Source organism: Agromyces solani, assembly GCF_058349925.1.
This window is the reverse complement of record NZ_JBYRER010000002.1, coordinates 80,025-95,664: the sequence shown is the minus strand read 5'-3', so window position 1 is coordinate 95,664 and position 15,640 is coordinate 80,025. Positions and strand designations below refer to the sequence as shown.

18 protein-coding genes are annotated in these 15,640 nt (G+C 66.9%); 6 read left to right on the top strand and 12 right to left on the bottom strand.

The annotated features are described in order from the left end of the window. Window positions 1-51: 51 nt before the first annotated feature. Window positions 52-393 (top strand): RidA family protein, encoded by a 342-nt coding sequence (locus AC3RJ7_RS08155; RefSeq protein WP_491455330.1) that lies wholly within the window; start codon window positions 52-54, stop codon window positions 391-393. Between the two features lie 214 nt (window positions 394-607). Here AC3RJ7_RS08155 and AC3RJ7_RS08150 read toward each other — a convergent pair whose 3' ends face one another. The 8 genes from AC3RJ7_RS08150 to AC3RJ7_RS08115 all read right to left on the bottom strand — a co-directional run bounded on the left by AC3RJ7_RS08150 (window position 608) and on the right by AC3RJ7_RS08115 (window position 6,948). Beyond that, window positions 608-1,843: an NAD(P)/FAD-dependent oxidoreductase gene (locus AC3RJ7_RS08150; protein ID WP_491455329.1), complete on the bottom strand. Its 1,236-nt coding sequence runs from the start codon at window positions 1,841-1,843 to the stop codon at window positions 608-610. Then, on the bottom strand, window positions 1,840-2,157 hold the full coding sequence (locus AC3RJ7_RS08145) for a 2Fe-2S iron-sulfur cluster-binding protein (RefSeq protein WP_491455328.1): 318 nt from the start codon (window positions 2,155-2,157) through the stop codon (window positions 1,840-1,842). The genes AC3RJ7_RS08150 and AC3RJ7_RS08145 overlap by 4 nt, the downstream gene beginning before the upstream one ends. A 13-nt stretch (window positions 2,158-2,170) precedes the next feature. After that, the gene (locus AC3RJ7_RS08140) at window positions 2,171-3,082 is read right to left on the bottom strand and encodes a fumarylacetoacetate hydrolase family protein (protein ID WP_491455327.1); all 912 of its coding nucleotides are present in this window, start codon (window positions 3,080-3,082) and stop codon (window positions 2,171-2,173) included. Further along, window positions 3,079-4,272: an RsbRD N-terminal domain-containing protein gene (locus AC3RJ7_RS08135; RefSeq protein ID WP_491455326.1), complete on the bottom strand. Its 1,194-nt coding sequence runs from the start codon at window positions 4,270-4,272 to the stop codon at window positions 3,079-3,081. Before AC3RJ7_RS08135 ends, AC3RJ7_RS08140 begins: the two co-directional genes overlap by 4 nt. Further along, window positions 4,266-5,102, bottom strand: a complete 837-nt coding sequence (locus AC3RJ7_RS08130) for a polysaccharide deacetylase family protein (RefSeq protein ID WP_491455325.1) — start codon at window positions 5,100-5,102, stop codon at window positions 4,266-4,268. Before AC3RJ7_RS08130 ends, AC3RJ7_RS08135 begins: the two co-directional genes overlap by 7 nt. Continuing rightward, window positions 5,102-5,707: a cytochrome P450 gene (locus tag AC3RJ7_RS08125; RefSeq protein WP_491456147.1), complete on the bottom strand. Its 606-nt coding sequence runs from the start codon at window positions 5,705-5,707 to the stop codon at window positions 5,102-5,104. Before AC3RJ7_RS08125 ends, AC3RJ7_RS08130 begins: the two co-directional genes overlap by 1 nt. Beyond that, complete coding sequence (locus AC3RJ7_RS08120; protein ID WP_491455324.1) at window positions 5,643-6,323, bottom strand: cytochrome P450; 681 nt, start codon at window positions 6,321-6,323, stop codon at window positions 5,643-5,645. Before AC3RJ7_RS08120 ends, AC3RJ7_RS08125 begins: the two co-directional genes overlap by 65 nt. Before the next feature lie 229 nt (window positions 6,324-6,552). Next, complete coding sequence (locus tag AC3RJ7_RS08115) at window positions 6,553-6,948, bottom strand: CHY zinc finger protein (RefSeq protein ID WP_491455323.1); 396 nt, start codon at window positions 6,946-6,948, stop codon at window positions 6,553-6,555. Between the two features lie 567 nt (window positions 6,949-7,515). Here AC3RJ7_RS08115 and AC3RJ7_RS08110 point away from each other — a divergent pair. Next, window positions 7,516-8,400 carry a ScbA/BarX family gamma-butyrolactone biosynthesis protein gene (locus AC3RJ7_RS08110; RefSeq protein WP_491455322.1) on the top strand — a complete coding sequence of 295 codons (885 nt, stop codon included), beginning with the start codon at window positions 7,516-7,518 and terminating at the stop codon, window positions 8,398-8,400. Here AC3RJ7_RS08110 and AC3RJ7_RS08105 read toward each other — a convergent pair. Continuing rightward, window positions 8,366-9,055 carry a ScbR family autoregulator-binding transcription factor gene (locus tag AC3RJ7_RS08105; protein ID WP_491455321.1) on the bottom strand — a complete coding sequence of 230 codons (690 nt, stop codon included), beginning with the start codon at window positions 9,053-9,055 and terminating at the stop codon, window positions 8,366-8,368. The two genes, AC3RJ7_RS08110 and AC3RJ7_RS08105, sit on opposite strands and share 35 nt — an antisense overlap. Before the next feature lie 46 nt (window positions 9,056-9,101). Here AC3RJ7_RS08105 and AC3RJ7_RS08100 point away from each other — a divergent pair, with 46 nt between their 5' ends. Further along, window positions 9,102-9,998, top strand: a complete 897-nt coding sequence (locus AC3RJ7_RS08100) for an NAD-dependent epimerase/dehydratase family protein (RefSeq protein ID WP_491455320.1) — start codon at window positions 9,102-9,104, stop codon at window positions 9,996-9,998. A 274-nt stretch (window positions 9,999-10,272) separates the two neighbouring features. Here AC3RJ7_RS08100 and AC3RJ7_RS08095 read toward each other — a convergent pair whose 3' ends face one another. The 3 genes from AC3RJ7_RS08095 to AC3RJ7_RS08085 all read right to left on the bottom strand — a co-directional run bounded on the left by AC3RJ7_RS08095 (window position 10,273) and on the right by AC3RJ7_RS08085 (window position 12,093). Further along, window positions 10,273-10,893: a hypothetical protein gene (locus AC3RJ7_RS08095; RefSeq protein WP_491455319.1), complete on the bottom strand. Its 621-nt coding sequence runs from the start codon at window positions 10,891-10,893 to the stop codon at window positions 10,273-10,275. 110 nt (window positions 10,894-11,003) lie between these two features. Then, window positions 11,004-11,642, bottom strand: coding sequence for a hypothetical protein (locus AC3RJ7_RS08090; protein WP_491455318.1), 639 nt, complete (start codon window positions 11,640-11,642; stop codon window positions 11,004-11,006). A 124-nt stretch (window positions 11,643-11,766) separates the two neighbouring features. Continuing rightward, window positions 11,767-12,093, bottom strand: coding sequence for a hypothetical protein (locus tag AC3RJ7_RS08085; RefSeq protein ID WP_491455317.1), 327 nt, complete (start codon window positions 12,091-12,093; stop codon window positions 11,767-11,769). A gap of 320 nt (window positions 12,094-12,413) precedes the next feature. On the opposite strand from AC3RJ7_RS08085, the gene AC3RJ7_RS08080 reads away from it, so the two are divergent. The 3 genes from AC3RJ7_RS08080 to AC3RJ7_RS08070 are packed head-to-tail and all read left to right on the top strand — an operon-like array spanning window position 12,414 to window position 15,261. Beyond that, on the top strand, window positions 12,414-13,529 hold the full coding sequence (locus tag AC3RJ7_RS08080; protein ID WP_491455316.1) for a peptidoglycan-binding protein: 1,116 nt from the start codon (window positions 12,414-12,416) through the stop codon (window positions 13,527-13,529). Continuing rightward, window positions 13,526-14,167: an ABC transporter ATP-binding protein gene (locus AC3RJ7_RS08075; protein WP_491455315.1), complete on the top strand. Its 642-nt coding sequence runs from the start codon at window positions 13,526-13,528 to the stop codon at window positions 14,165-14,167. The genes AC3RJ7_RS08080 and AC3RJ7_RS08075 overlap by 4 nt, the downstream gene beginning before the upstream one ends. Then, the gene (locus AC3RJ7_RS08070; RefSeq protein ID WP_491455314.1) at window positions 14,164-15,261 is read left to right on the top strand and encodes an ABC transporter permease; all 1,098 of its coding nucleotides are present in this window, start codon (window positions 14,164-14,166) and stop codon (window positions 15,259-15,261) included. Before AC3RJ7_RS08075 ends, AC3RJ7_RS08070 begins: the two co-directional genes overlap by 4 nt. The last annotated feature ends 379 nt before the right edge of the window (window positions 15,262-15,640 follow it).

Genomic DNA, 15,640 nt, shown 5'->3' with positions numbered 1-15,640 from the left:
GCGCAGCGGCCGGTAGCCTGAGCCTCCCAGTCGATCGCAAGAGGAGTTCTCGTGAGCATTCAACGCATCCAGCCCGGCCCGCGCATGAGTCAGGCCGTGATCCACGGCGACACCGTCTACCTGGCCGGGCAGGTCGCAGAAGGCGAGTCGGTCGCCGAGCAGAGCCGCGCTGCCCTCGCCCGCATCGATGAGACGCTCGCGGCCGTCGGCAGCGACAAGTCGAAGCTGCTCAGCGCGACGATCTACCTGGCCGACATCGCGACGTTCGCCGAGATGAACTCGGTGTGGGACAGCTGGGTCGACTCCGACAACCCTCCGGCACGCGCCACCGTCGAAGCGAAGCTCGCGACGCCCGACTACCTCGTGGAGTTCTCCGTCATCGCGGCGATCTGATCGCACGAGACGACGAGGGCCCGGTCGTCCTTCTACTTCTCAACGTCATTCGGTGGGGTGCTCCAGCCCGGCCGCCCCGGCCGTCGATTGCGCTGGCCACGGCTGCGGCTCTCTTCGTCCGCCTCTTGCGAGACGACGAGCATTCGATCTCCCCACGGTCCCTCTTCTCGATCGGCGTGCAGCCGTCGGCCTCGATCCGAGTTCCGCGTCGAACCTACCGTTGCGTGCCTCCTCGACGGTACGCGCTGACGGCCTCGGCGAGACTGAACCCGGCAGCGCCTGCAGCGTCGGGGCTGATCCGCACCTCGCTGCCGAGCAGCCTCCGTGCCGCCGCGTGGTCGGCCGGACGATCCACCGATTCCACGACCGTCACGCGGTCGCCGGCGAAGTGCAGCACCGAGAAGCCCCGCGGGCCGTCCACTCGAACCGCAGCATCTTCACGGCCGGTCGGCACTCCGGCGATCTGCAGCTTCGATCCGAACTGCTCGCTCCAGAACCACGGGACCGCGTCGTAGCTATGCGGCGCACCGACCAGCCGTGCGGCGACAGTGCGTGCATGGTCGGCGGCGTTCTGCACCGACTCGAGTCGTCGTCGCCCGTCACTGACCGGGAATGACGCGCAGTCGCCGATCGCCGAGATCGACGGGTCGGAGGTGAGCAGGGTGTCATCGACCTCGATGCCGTTCCCGACCGCGAGGCCGGAGTCCCTGGCCAAGTCGTCCTCGGGCAGAACTCCGACACCGACGACCACGAGGCGAGCCGCGATGCACGTGCCGTCGGACAGTTCCACCTCACGGACCCTCCCGTCGCCCAGCAGTGCAGCGACACCGACACCGCAGCGCACGATGACGCCGTGCTCCGCATGCAGCTCTTGGAAGTGTGCCGAGATCGGGGCGGAGACTACCCGCGACATCACCCTGTCCAGCGCCTCGACCACGGTGACGCGGCAGCCGTGCTTTGCAGCCGCCGCGGCGACCTCCAGACCGATGAAGCCTCCGCCGATCACCACGACGCCACCACCCCGCGCGAGCTCGGCGCGCAGGGTCTCGGCGTCCTCTGGTGAACGCAGCTCGGCGATCCCCTCCTGATCGATCCCGGGAATTCCCGGTCGGCGATTGCGCGCGCCGGTGGCAAGGACCAGGTGACCGTAGTCGAGTCCGTCCCCCTTGGTGAAGGAGAGGCGGCGGCGTGCGCGATCGATCGACGCCACCCGCCCCCGGCGGAGCTGGATGCCGCGTTTCTCGAAGAAGTCCGCAGGGCGGAACTCCAAACCAGGCGGGGAGTCCGACGACGCCGTGAGGTAGGCCTTCGAGAGCGGCGGCCGCTGCACCGGGACACCCGGCCGAGGATCGATCAGGACGACGGGATCCTCGCCGCCGAGCTCCCGGTAGGCGAGCGCGAGATGGAACCCGCCGTGACCGGCGCCGACCACGACGACCGGGGCGGTCACTGCTCCTCCGGAAGTTCGACCGCCATGCCGGCGAGCTCCACGCTCATCCGGATCTGACAGCTCAGGCGGCTGTTGGCTCGGCGCTCCGAGGCCGCGCACTGGAGCATCCCGTCCTCGTCCTCCGCCATCGGGGGAAGCCGATCGACCGCGTCCGTGGACACGTAGACGTGACAGGTGGCGCACATCGCATTGCCCCCGCACTCGCCGACGATGCCGTCGATGTCCTCGTCGATCGCCGCCTGCATGAGGCTGCTCCCGACGGGGACGTCGACGATGAACTCCTCGTCGCTGCGGCGGTAGATCACGTTCGGCACGGTGCCATCTCCTTCAGCTCGCGGCCGACTCGGCCCGGACCCTGGTCCGCATGGTCCCACGTCCCTCGATCGAGGCCTCGATGAGGTCCCCGTCGCGCAGATACACCGGCGGATCCTGCTGAAATCCGCATCCCGGTGGAGTGCCCGTGAGCAGGATGTCACCGGGGCGGAGCTCCATCGTCGCGCTGACCGACGCGATGAGCGCAGCGACGCCGACACTCATCTGAGATGTGGAGGCGTCCTGGCGCCGTTCGCCGTTCACGCTCAGAGACATCCGCACATCTCCCGCGTCCGGAAGCTCGTCTGCCGTCAGGATCCACGGTCCGGTCGGGCAGAAGGTGGGGAACCCCTTCGCGCGGGCGATCTGGAACAGCAGGGGGTGCGCCGCGCCCGCGCCGAAGGCCACGTCACGGGCGGATACGTCGTTGGCAACCATGTACCCCGCGATGTGGTGCGGGGCGTTCTCCACTGTGATGCGTCGGCCGCCGCGTCCGATGACGACGGCCAGTTCGACCTCATAGTCGAGCTGCTGCGTCTCCGGCGGCAGCAGCACATCGTCCTCCGGGCCACTCACGCTCGTGACCGTCTTGAGGAAGACCACCGGCTCACCGATCGGCGGTGCCGCCCCCAACACGTCGTTCCCGTGCGAGGAGAAGTTGAACCCGATCGCCGCGACGGTGGAGGGCCGGGCGATCGGCGCGCCGAGCCTCACGTCCGACCGCGCGATCAGGGCGTCTGGATCGGGCGTGCGCAACGCCGCGGACAGGAACGGCGCGATGGCCGGCCAGGATCCCAGAAGCTCCGCCCAGTCCCCGGACCGGATCCCGTGGGCGGCGAGCACGGGCGCGACGGGCAGGAGCAGCTCGTCGTCGATCATCACCGCCGGCTGCTCGCCACCGCGTGGCCCGTAACTGACGAGCCTCATCGGATGCTCCTCGTGCGGGAGATTGCGGCGAGCGATCTCGCGAGGTCGGAGAAGACGCGGGGGTCGAGCCCAGTGCGCTCGCGCCACTTCCCCAGCCGATAGGACACGGAGTTCGCGTGCAGTCGCAGCAGCTGGCCGGCCCCGGCGAGCGAGAAGCCGGCATCGGCGAAGGCGACGACGGCGTCGGCGAGCTCGGGGCTGTCCACCGCGACCGCTGACGGCCGGGCGAGGAGGGGCCCGAGGCGCTCCGATTCGTCCACGAGCATCGCGAAGAACCAGGCGTCGGCGAAACGGACCACGGCGCGGTCCCGTTCCTCGGCGACGCGCAGCGCGCGGGTCGCGTCGGCGATGCTCTCACGGATGCCGTCGATCCCTGGGCGCGTCAGGCCGACGCCGAGCGGCGCATCCTCGACGATCTGCTGGGCGGCGACGATGATGTCGTCGACCTCCATGCCCTGGGAGATCATGATCGCGAGACCTGCGCGGGCTCCGATCTGGACGATCCCGGGCAAGCGACGTCCGGAGCGCTGGAGGGCGGCGGTGGCGTCCCGGGTCCAAGCCCTCCGTCGTCCGACGAGCACGACGAACTCGCCGTCGGGGTCGTAGGAGAGCTCCCGGAGCACCTCCGCGGCTCCATGCGCGCGACGAGGGTCCTCGAGCACGTCGAAGAGCTGCGCGCGGAGCTCCTGCTCCCTGGCGTCCCTCCCGCCCTGCTGGTCGACGTACGCGTCGACGACCGCCTGGCTCATCTCCTGGGCCCACGAAGCCATCGGCTCGACAAGCTCCACGAGAAGACGCTCGGACGCAGACGGCGATGCGCGGAACGTGTCCCACAGTCCGCGGTGCGCGAAGTGGAACGCTGCCAGCACGTCGTAGACGGGCATGCCGTAATAGGCCCGTCTCCGGGCCGACGCGCGGATCATCTGCAGCCGCGCCGGCTGCGGCAGCTCATGACGGCGCAGGCTCTCGGACATGCCTCCCAGGAGCTCGCGCACCGTGCGGATCTGTTCCGGTGCCGGGAGAGCGACGTATGACGGGAGTTGGTCGCGGATCTCCACGACGAGCCGTTCGGCCAGCGCGTCGAGCTGCTTCTCGACATCATCCCAGAAGGTCTCGGCCTCGGCCGCTGTCGGGAGGGCTTCGAGGTGCCGGGTCGCCGACTTCCGGCGCTGATTGTCTCCGCTCACCATGCCGGCGCCTCATCTCGGTGTCCGATCGGGAAGTCTGGGGCATGCGCGCGCACCCACTCAGCGATCTCGTCGCCCGTCGCGAGCCACACCCGTTCATCTGCGTCCAGCAGGTCGAGCAGACGGCCGACGGCCTCCACCTTCTCCGGAGAGTCCTGCCAAGGCACGTGGAAGACGAACGCGAGGCACCCTCCTGCTGCCACGGCGTCGTCGATCAGGCCACGGTATGCATCCAGCATCTCGTCGGGGCTCACCGCGTCGTCGCCTGGCGGGCGGCGCAGCCGGGTGAAGCCCGGAATATAGTAGGCGCCGTCCACCGCCTGCCACGGGTACGGGAGCAGCGCGAGATCGTCGTCGGTGCCGAACGACGTGCCCGCAAGCGACACGTAGCTGAACCCGGCATCCCGGAGCACGCTGAGGGAATGGTCGCCGAGCAGTCCGGCGGGCGGACGTGCACCCTGCGGACGGATCCCCGAGCGCTCGAACGCCGCGAGGCTCTTGCGAATCGACTCCGCGACGTCCTCGGCTGAGGTCAGGTACCACGGCTCGTGCAGCCATCCGTGCCACCCCACCTCATGCCCGGCTGCGAGGATCGATCGCACGGCGTCGGGATAGACATCGAGGTTCCAGGCTTCTACGAAGAAGGTCGCGCGGTGGCCCCGCTCGGCCAGCATCGCGAGGAGCGCGGGGAGCTCCTCGGTGACGCTGTGGTGTCCGCCGACGGGAGCGTCGAGCGGAATCTGTCCGACCTGCATCTCAGCGGCCTCGCCGAGATGATCGAATGTGACGCTCACCGCTGCCCGCCGTGCATCGGGGCCCCAAACGCCGGCCATCACGCACCCCTCGGGGCTACATGCAGCCGGCCGATGACCGGGAAGGTCAGATCTGGGAAGCGCAGGATCCGCTCCTCGCGCAACTCCATCTTCGGAAACCTCCGCGGGAGTTCGCGCAGGAAGATCTCGCCCTCCAGCCGGGAGAGCGGGGCGCCGAGGCAGTAGTGCCCTCCTGCGGTGAACGCGATGTGCTTGTTCTCCGTCCGCCCCACGTCGAAGAGATCAGGATGCTCGAATCGCGCACCATCACGGTTGGCGGCGGCGAGGCCGAGGAGCAGATGGTCGCCCTGCGGGATGGGGATGCCGTTGAGTTCGAGACCGGGACCGGCATGGCGCCAGATGAAGTGCACCGGGGAGTCGTAGCGGAGATTCTCCTCCCACGCAGACGGGGCGAGGTTGCTGTCGGCGGCGAGGCGGGCGTACTGGTCGGGATGTCGCAGGAGCGAGTGCACCGCGTTCGTCATCGCCACCATCGTGGTGTGGTAGCTCGCTATGAAGAACCCGACGAGCGTGATGACCAGTTCGATGCGCGAGAGGCGCTCACCGTCCGCCTCGGCGTTCAGCAGCGCGCCGACCGCATCGTCGTCGTCCAGGGTGCCGCGCAGCCTGTCGACGAGGTCGCCGATGTAGTCGATGTAGAACTGCGCCGCCTCGTCGGCGTCGGCCAGCTGCTGCGGCGTTGTCGCTCTGGCTCAGCACGGGGTTGAGGGCCGGCATCCGCTGGAGCACCGTGTCGGCATCCCCCATCGGGGCGTGCAGCAGTCGGCAGGCGATCATCGCAGGGATCCTCGCGGCGTACTCGTGGACGAAGTCGACCTCGTCGCCGAGGTCATCCAGGCGGTCCAAACCGGACACGATGATCTCGTCCACCCAACCCCGCATCGCCTTGATCGAACGCGGGGCGAACGCCGGTGAGGCGAGCTTCCGCAGGCGCGTATGCGTGGGCGGATCCATGTTGGGGAGCGAGTACCGGTAGAACTCGGAGGCCGGGCCGTCGCCGACGTGCTCCGGAATGGCCCCGGGTCGGGGCTCGACCATGCAGGTCGGGTCCTTCAGCACCCGCTCGACCTCGGCGAACCTCGTGATCAGCCAGGACGGACGGCCGTTCACGGTGGTCCGCACCACGGGCGAGCTCTCGCGGAGCTCGCGATAGGCCGCGAAGCGATCTGCGGCGAACGAGGGGTCGGCCGCATCCAGCTGGACCACATCGGGTGAAGTCATGAGCATCTCCGCATTGAGAATATGGACGGGCCCGTCGGGTGCCCGTCGCCTTTCTCCGAGCGTACGAAGGACGAGCGAAGAATTGCTTTCCGATTCCCCGAACCTACGACCTAGTCTTCGTGGTTTCCACCATCAGCTCAGGATGCGAAATCTTCAGAAGGCCCGCGGACCCGAAGGCCGCCCATTGCTCGCTGGGCGCCCGACATGCTGCGGATTACGTTCCGAGTCGTCAGGGGGCTGAGCCCTTCTCGGCGCGGAAGTAGTAGTTCCAATGCAGCTTGCAGCCGGGGTTGAACGGCGCCGCGCAGGAAGGACACGCGTGCACGCGGGCGTACTCGGCGATCGTCAGCACCGTCCCGCAGACTCCGCAGAGCACCGCCGGTTCGTGAGATCGCTCTGCCGGCCACTGTTCGGCCGGGTGGTCGACCGCGTCACGATGACACAGATGACAGGGATAGAAGTCGCCGCAGCACCGGAACTTGATGGCGATGACATCCAGCTCGGTTCGGTAGTGAACGCAGCGGGTCTCGGCGTCGACGACCGCCCCATGCACCAGCGGCCGCACGGACATCCCCGAACCGTGCTCGAGATCGTCTCGAGGATCTCTGACGCCGGTGATCTTCACACGAGTGAGCGTACCCGGGCCCCGCGTACGCGGATCACGAACGGACCCACCGTACGTCACCAACGAGGGGTGGATGCCGCGCGGCATCCACCCCTCGAATGTTCGAAAGCGACCGAACCCCTAGAAGTCCCAGTCCTCGTCTTTCGAGTTGTCTGGCCCGGAATCCTGCGGAACGCGGTGCGGAGTCGGTCACTCGTGCCACCTGCGTGCCATCTGTTCAGGATCGCTCGATGAGGTACCCGGCGCAGATGGATCGTGCTGCACCTAGTCTATTTGGCCAACCCCAACCTCGGGACAGGGTTCCGCTGGCCCAGCGGTGAACAGGCTGATCCCCGTCAAGGGCTGAAGATCCCCGATGTCGGCCCAGAACAAGAAGCACGCGCAACTAGATCTCTCCTCTTTCGCGAACTGCACCGCAGCAACGACGCCGTGGTCCCGAACACCTGGTTGAGACGCCGGCACGCGTCGAGTCGTACAAATCGCATTATAAAACCGGTCGCACGGCATGCTAATCTTCGCGGCGGAGCCGGGGGCGGGCTCCGATACCCGAAATCAAGTGGAGTACCCGTGCCATCGTTTGAGCGCCCCGTTGAGCGGGCATTAGTGCATCGCCAGTCAACGAGCGAAGTCTGGCCAACAGACTTCGAACGCCAACGTCAGGACAGCTTTCGTGTGGCGCTGCAATGGCCTCGAAGTCATGCCTTCTTCACCACACTGCCGCCCGACTCGGCTGTGATGGCCGAGACAATCCGGCAAGTGACGATCCTGACCTGCCATCTGGGGTACGACGTTCCGCTCGACTGCCGGTTCCTGATGACTGGGCTCGGCTTCGAATTCCGCTCGACCGAACGTGGCGCGGGCGAGTGGAGCGCGCTCGAAGTAACCGCAATTGTGCATGGATCGGACGTTCGTCGGACCGCCCGTGGCGAACTGCGAAGCGCTCGGATGAGTATTGATATTGTCGGGCCGGACGGAGTGATCGCGGTCGGGCACGGTGACGCGCTCCTAGCCGGCGTCACCGCGTACCGGAGGATGCGCGGACCGAACGCTGACGCTACTCCCCCTCGACGCACAATCGATCCGGTGTCACCAGCGAGGGTTGGTCGAACTCGGACCGCCGACGTCGCCGTTGCCGAAACGGATGGCGGTCTCCAGGTCCTCGTGGACCATTCCCACCCGGTGTTCTTTGAGCACTCACTCGACCATATTCCTGGTGTCGCGCTCATCGAGGCTTGCAAGCAGGCTGCCTGCCTATTTGTGAAGGACCCGTCAGTCGATCTTCAGCGATTCGAGGCGAGCTTTCACCGCGTGGTCGAGTTCAACGCTCCCGCCACGATGAACGTCACCTCGGACAGCGCGGGTCTGAGCTTCACAGTGGCGCAGGGCGGGACGGTCGCGATGGAGGCGTCAGCACGCCTTAGCGCTTCCGGCGACGTCGTGGTTTCGCGGTGAAGATACGCTCGGCCGACGCGAGCGACGCCTCGAGACGGTCTGGGGGACTGATAGCGGTGAGAAGGATCTGCCACATCTCGAGGACCCGCTCCGGCAAGTCTTTTCGGCCGGTGAATGTCTCTGAGACCAACTGGACACCAGTGAAGGCAGGGATGATGAACCGGGCAAGCCGATCAGCCGGGATTCGGCCGGTTGTTTCGCCTTCCTCAGCGGCTTGCTGTGCGAGATCCTCGAAGGTCTCCATCCAGTCGCGGTACGGATCCTGGAGCGGGGTTTCGAACGTCGATGTGTCAGTGGTGAGCCGGATGCCTGCCCGGACAATCGGATCGTCTACCAGTCGAGAGGCGAGATCCATGCAAAGTCGCATCATCTTCTCCACAGGGCTGCTGTCCGACGTCACAATCTCAGCTGCAGCTTCGCGCGTGATCCGGTGCTGCTCCTCGACAAGAGCCCGCGCGATGTCTTCCTTGGACTGGAAGTGGAAGTAGAGCGCCCCCTTGGTGACCCCGGCCGCGTCGCCAATGTCGCCGAGGGTCGCGTTCGCATACCCAGAGCGCCGGATAACCTCGGCAGCGCCGAGCATGATGTTCTCGCGTGTGACTCGTGCTCGTTCCTGCTGAACCATCGGCCTCCGCTGCTTGACGTCCCAACTCAACGCCCAATCGTATCGAAAATCCCAACAAGGCCCCTCGGAGGACGCCATGCCGCTTGACGACCGACCAACCCTCGCTGTGATCGGCGCCAACGGTTTCATCGGCGGCTCCGCGCACCGGGCAGCGACCAATCAAGCAGGCTGGCAGGCGCGCCCGGTCGCCCGGAGCGGCATCGAGAGCGACGCGGTCGCAGATGTCCGCGACAGACAAGCATTGCAGGCCGCGCTCGCTGGGGCCGACGTGATCATCCATGCCGCCAGTTACATCGGCAACGACCCGACCACCTGCGCCGACGTAAACGTCCAGGGCACCTTGAACGTCACCGCCCAAGCCGCTGCCGAAGGTGCCCGGCTCATCTATCTCAGCACTGCCGCCGTCTACGGCCGAGGCCCGCATGAGATGGTCATTGAGGGCGCGCTGCCCGCTCGCCCCGCGTCACCGCGCAGCGCGAGCCGGGCCGACGCTGAACGGATCGTGCTCGACCACGGCGGCATGGTTGTTCGTCCTCACTTTGTGGCCGGCGTCGGCGACCGGTGGGTGGGTCCAGGCATCCTCGCCCTGACGCGAGCGCTCGGCGGGCTCGTCGACGACGGCATCGCCCGTCACTCCGTGATTGAGGTCGGGATGCTCGGTCAGCTGCTCGTCTCGCTCGCGATCGCCGGGCATGGGAGCGCAGGCGTGTTTCACGCGGCCAATCTGGCGCCGCTCACCACCCGCCAGCTGTGCGAGGCGCTATGGCCGGATGCCCCGCCGCTCAGGAGCGTTTCCGCGTCGGAGGCTGCTCGCGCAGCCAACGAGCTCCCCGTTCTCAAGCACGCGCTCGACCTGCTCGCGACCGATCACACGTTCGACAGCCGAGCCGTGTCTGCCGCGACTGGAGTCGCGTTTGACGATCCGTTCGAGCTGCCCCAAGCTGCGCTCGATTGGTACTGGGCGTTGCGATAGGTTGCCCACATAGTCACATTTTGGTGGTCACGAGCGGCCTGGGTCGTTGCGCAGCTAGACGATCGCCCGGGCCGGGCCGACGAGGATAGAGACTGCGAGCGGCAGGAGCCCACCGCGGAACCATCACCCCCGTGACAATGCTCGCGGTGGTGTGGTCCAGGATCGGCTCTAGCAATGCGACTCGCGCTTCCGCGGCTTCGGCGTCGAGCGCTCCTGCAGCGCCGGTCGAACTACTTGGGCCCAATGAGATCGACTACCGCAACCAGTCGCGCCCCTACTTGTAGAACCGGTAGGCGGGATCAGGACAGAGCTCCAGTAGTTCCGCGTCCTTGGCCGCGGAGGTTTGAGAACTCGTGTAGACCTCCAAGTACGGCAGCCAGAGTTCTCCGGACCCGCGGTACTGCTCGATCCAAGTCTCCACGGACGGTGGCTCGCTGATCACGTAGCCCTGCTCGATCAAGCACTCGCGCGTTTCAAGCTCGAGTGCGTACCGCTCCCGAATGCCGTCATCGGATATCTCTGGAATCGGATACTTCGCGATGGCTTGATCCGAGCACGCATCCAGATCGTCTCGATATCGATCGGACTGCTCCGGCGGCACCTCACCGCCTATCGAGCCGTCTTCATTAAGACCGAGGCCCAGCCACCCGCCGTCGACCATGCAGTCAAAGGTCGCGATTCCAACCAGTTGGGTGTACGTCTGACCATGAATGAGGCCGTCATCACCCACCTCGTCAAGATAGCTGTAGTCGGGCTCCGCCGAAGCGGTATGCTCTGTCGACGGCACGGGGGTGCTCGCATGCGAAACGCACCCCGACAGAAGGATCACGCCGCAGAACAGGAACCCTGTCGCCGCTGTGCGACCCGAGATGCCCGGCGCTTGCGCACAAAACATCCTCTCCTCCACTGCGAACGAATGGCGTCTCGTCGGGATGAGTGTGGTTCTGCCGCAGTAGAAACCGTTCGCCGGATCTGGGCAGAGAGCTTTCAATCAATCGGCCCGCTCTACCCCCACACGCCGGAGTCGGCGCCAGGCAGCATCGAGCATTCTGCTTGGAGCTCGTCGAAAGCTCGTGCACCAGCCGGTGTGCCGGTGTCTGTTACATCGGCATACGGATCCCAGGTCATCTGGTAATAGTCCTCCACGAACTTCCCACGCGATGGGAGCTCAGCCATTGTCTGGCCGTGATCATCGAAGCAGGCCCGCAGTTCTACATCGTAGAAGTCATACAGGCGTTCCCGCTGTGTCGTATCGAGGGGACGCAAGTACTTCGGATCAGTGGGATAGCTCGCTTCGCAGACATAGGCGTCAAGTGCGTAGGCGGTCTCCTGTCCGCTTGGCATCGGGTCGTCACTCCCATACCCCCCTGCGCTCGCCTTGACGTTCCAGCCACCCCGCTCATTCATGCATGCGGCTATGGCCTCGGCGCCTTCGATCAGGTCGGTATAGCGAATCACCTCGACATCCGGTCGCTGATCGTCCGGGAGCGTGGTCCGTTCCCACGCTCGATCGATTGCCGCCTGGACGAGCGCCTCATCGGTCATCGACGGCGGTGTCTCGGGGGGCAAGGATGGGTCGTCGGTTGGCCCCACAGTCGAGGCACAGCCACCCAATGCCACGGTCAACAGCATCAAGGTGCTCATGGTCGCCAGTCGGCGACCGCGTCCTCGCGTTTGAGGATTCATGACTCCCCTTATGGTTGAAGTCGCGCCTAAAACAGGGCCGTCTCGGCGCGGCCAGGCGGCGCCGAGACGATTCGCTCCCATCTCAGGTCGAGCTGCAGTTGTAGCTTCCCCAGGTCGCGGACGCGCCTGCGACACTTGCACTCGAGATGATGCCGGACCAGAACGTCTTGTGCCGCGTGTAGTTGACGGTACCGTTGTGGAACACCATCGCCGAGTAGCCGGCGTGATAGTGCGTGATGTCTCCGCTGCCGCCGCTGTGCGTGTACACGTACCCGGAGCCGGTCCCGATGCAGTTCTTCGACCCCCAGGCCCACTCGCCTGCGAACGCCGGCAGTGCGGAACCCATGACCAGTGCGGCTGCGCTGATCAATCCCGCCCCCGCGAGGGCGAACTTTCGTTTGGCGCTCATTCTCACCATTCCATTCTCAGCCGCACCCTTGCGGCCGGATCGGTACCCACACACTTGGAATGAGTGCAGGTTGCGACCAAAGTACCCGGCTAACAATCCGGGCGCAAGGTATTTTATGAAGCACTTTCTGAACGCTTCCTGGTGGGATAACAATCGGGTCGAGCGGTATGCTCTCGACGCCAAAAGGTCGTACTATCACCCACAAAGGAGTCGCCTCGCGCGGCGAAGCAAACTGCCGAATAGATGAGCAACGAAGCAAAGGTGCCAGGTTGATTAGTGCAAGCGCCACGAGGCCGAGTACCACGCCCGATGCTGGAGATGTGCCGCCCAAGCCGCGCGCTCTCGAGACCCCCATCACGCCTCAGGCTCATGCACGCCGCTGGCCCAAGCTCCTCGTCGGCGGCATCGCGCTGCTCGCGATCGGCGCTGCGGTCGGGTGGGCGGCATCCGCGGTCTTCGCTCCGCCCAGCGATGTGCTCGCGGCGACCCCGTACACGTACGCGGAACTCGTCAACGGCGAAGTCGGCTCGTCGATTTCGCTGAACACGGTAGCGGAATGGCCGCAGGTGCCGGCCGGCACGAATCAGGCGGTCGGCACGGTGACCTCCGTGTCGGTGAAGCCCGGTGATGAGGTGAAGGCCGGCGACGTGCTGTACTCGGTCAACCTCCGCCCGGTCGTCGTCGCCAAGGGTGCGACGCCGGCCTTCCGTGCCCTCTCACGCGGCACCGAGGGTGCCGACGTCAAGCAGCTGCAGCTGATGCTCACCGAACTCGGCTTCTACTCGGGCGTTGCCGACGGCGACTTCGGCGGCGCGACCGAGCAGGCAGTGCGTGAATGGCAGACCTCGCTCGGCATCGACGACGACGGCGTCGTGCAGGCGGGCGACCTCGTGTTCGTGCCCGCGCTTCCCGGCCGGGTGTCGCTCGATCGCAAGGTTGTCTACCGCGGCGCGACCCTTGCCGGCGGTGAGGCCGCCGTCTCGGGGCTCGGCTCAGCGCCGGTGTTCACAATCCCGGCGACGGCACAGCAGGCGGCCGCCATGCCCGTCGGCACCCCGGTCGAACTCGGCATCGAGGAGGCCTCGTGGACGGCCGTCGTCACCGGCCAGGAGCCCGACCCCGAATCCTCCGACATCGTCATCATCACCCTTGAAGGCACCGACGGCCCAGTGTGCGGCGACGAGTGCGCCCTCGTGCCGGTGACGGGCGAGAGCCTCTTGAACTCGCGCATCATCACCCAGGCCACCGTCTCGGGTGTTGTCGCGCCATCGGCCGCGCTGCGCTCGGCTGCCGACGGCACGGTCTCGGTGATCGACGATCAGGGCGTCAGCCACGAGGTGAACGTGCTGGCTTCGGCACAGGGCATGTCGGTCATCGAGGGAGCCGACGCCGGGTTGCGGGTCAGAGTCCCCGCCGACACCGGAGCCGCCGAGTGACCGCCGTTCTCGCGGCCGACGACCTCTCGTTCCGCTACGACCCGCACGTGCCCCTCGTCGAGAGCTGGTCGGCTGGGTTCGATGCCGGTGAGGTCGTCGCCGTCACCGGCCCCTCGGGGCGGGGAAAGTCGACCCTGCTCTACCTGTTGGGGCTCATGCTGAAACCGCGCGGCGGTACCGTGCTGCTCGACGGTGAGCCCGTTCACGCCCTGTCCGATGTCCGGCGAGCGGGCCTGCGTGCGACCGACTTCGGGTTCGTCTTCCAGGATGCTGCGCTCGATCCCTCGCGGACGGTGCTCGACAACATCCTCGAGACGGTGCTGTACCGCGGCGGCGACCGGCGCGCCGCCACACGACGAGCCGACGAACTCATGGAGCAATTCGGCGTCAGCCTCCGGCGCACCGCGAAGCCCGGCCAGGTGTCTGGTGGTCAGGCGCAGCGCATCGCGCTCTGCAGGGCGCTGCTCGGCCGCCCGCGTGTGCTGCTCGCCGATGAGCCGACGGGCAACCTCGACCCCGCGTCCTCCGACGTCGTCATCGGCGCCCTGCACGAGCATGCCCACGCCGGCGGCACCGCCATCGTCGTCACCCACGACCCGGCGCTCGTCGCCCGATGCGATCGGCGGATCGAGCTGTGACCCGGCTCTGGGCCGTCATGCGCGAGGCCTGCGCCGCTGCGTTCGCGACCCCGGTCGCGAGCCTCCTCACGATCGTCATGATCGCCGGCATGTGCGCCGCCGTGCTGCTCACGTCGGGCCGAACCGTCGGCGCCGAGCAGTCGGTGATCGCATCGATCGACTCCGAAGGCACCCGCTCGATCGTCGTGCGGGCCGAGTCGGGTGCCGAGCTCGACTCCGGTGTGCTCGACCGCGTCGCCCAGCTCGACGGCATCGAATGGGCCGGCGCATTCGGGCTCGCGACCGACGTGCAGAACGCCGCCTTCCCCGGCGGCACGCGCGTGCCACTGCGCCTCGCCTACGGCGACGACTGGCAGGCCCTCAGCCTCCCCGACCCGCGGCCCGGTGCGGGTGACATCGCCTACGCATCGACCGCGGCCGTCGACGACCTCGGGCTCATCGACCGGATCGGGCAGGTCGCCGCACCGGGCGGCCGCGGGTACGCCGTTGTCGGCACCGCAACCGTGCCCGACCACCTGAATTTTCTCGAACCGGTGCTCATCGCCCCACAACCGCCTGGCACGATCGGGCCGGTGAGCGTGCTCGTCGTGATCGCCGATCGCCCCGACCTCGTGGCCCCGGTCACCAAGGCCGTAACCAGCGTCCTCGGCGTCGCCGACCCGAGCAAGGTCAACGTGCAGACAAGCGAAGACCTTGCGACCCTCCGCGCGCTCATCGAGGGGCAGCTCGGCACGTTCGGGCGATCGCTGACCCTCGGCATCCTCGCACTCACCACCGTGCTCGCCGCCGCGATCCTCTATGGCATCGTCATGCTGCGCCGCAAGGACTTCGGGCGCCGCCGGGCGCTCGGCGCGAGCCAGGCGCTCATCATCGGACTGCTGCTGACGCAGACGGCGATGCTGGCTGCCATCGGCGCCACCGTCGGCGCGACCACCGCGCTCATCGCGCTCGCGGTCACCGGTGACCCCTCCCCCGGCTGGCCGTACACCCTCGGCGTCACTGTGCTCGCTGTCGGCGTCGCCGTCGTCGCCGCGGTGCTGCCGGCACTCACCGCCGCGCGTCGCGAACCAATCACTGAACTGCGCGTGCCGTAAATCGACCCTGCGAATGATCGCTGGCTCGTCGAACGCAATGCTGACGGAGCGAACAACGACGTCGGTTCGTGGTTGTGACACGCCGGTAAGGTTCCTACGGCGGTCGCCGCTCGAATCGCGGGCGTTACGCGCACCTCCCTCTCGGAACAGTCGCTACACGGCCCGGTCACGACGCGTATCCCCTAGAAATGTTGATCCCCGGCCGCGATACGTGCAGGCCAGCACGGCCATGACTGTGGATCCTCACAAACTCTGCACGAAGGAGGATCCCCGAGTGCAGTCCGTGTTAGTCTCGATACAACGAATTCCCCGGATCCAGATCCGGGGTTCATGCGTTTCGACGCAAGGGCAACGTCAGTTGCTGTACCTAGTCGCTATG

Excerpts from the sequence above, each read along its gene's own strand:
- AC3RJ7_RS08140 (WP_491455327.1), bottom strand. The coding sequence starts at position 3,082 with ATGAGGCTCGTCAGTTACGGGCCACGCGGTGGCGAGCAGCCGGCGGTG.
- AC3RJ7_RS08135 (WP_491455326.1), bottom strand. The coding sequence starts at position 4,272 with ATGGTGAGCGGAGACAATCAGCGCCGGAAGTCGGCGACCCGGCACCTC.
- AC3RJ7_RS08130 (WP_491455325.1), bottom strand. The coding sequence starts at position 5,102 with ATGGCCGGCGTTTGGGGCCCCGATGCACGGCGGGCAGCGGTGAGCGTC.
- AC3RJ7_RS08120 (WP_491455324.1), bottom strand. The coding sequence starts at position 6,323 with ATGACTTCACCCGATGTGGTCCAGCTGGATGCGGCCGACCCCTCGTTC.
- AC3RJ7_RS08100 (WP_491455320.1), top strand. The coding sequence starts at position 9,102 with ATGCCGCTTGACGACCGACCAACCCTCGCTGTGATCGGCGCCAACGGT.
- AC3RJ7_RS08095 (WP_491455319.1), bottom strand. The coding sequence starts at position 10,893 with ATGTTTTGTGCGCAAGCGCCGGGCATCTCGGGTCGCACAGCGGCGACA.
- AC3RJ7_RS08090 (WP_491455318.1), bottom strand. The coding sequence starts at position 11,642 with ATGAGCACCTTGATGCTGTTGACCGTGGCATTGGGTGGCTGTGCCTCG.
- AC3RJ7_RS08085 (WP_491455317.1), bottom strand. The coding sequence starts at position 12,093 with ATGAGCGCCAAACGAAAGTTCGCCCTCGCGGGGGCGGGATTGATCAGC.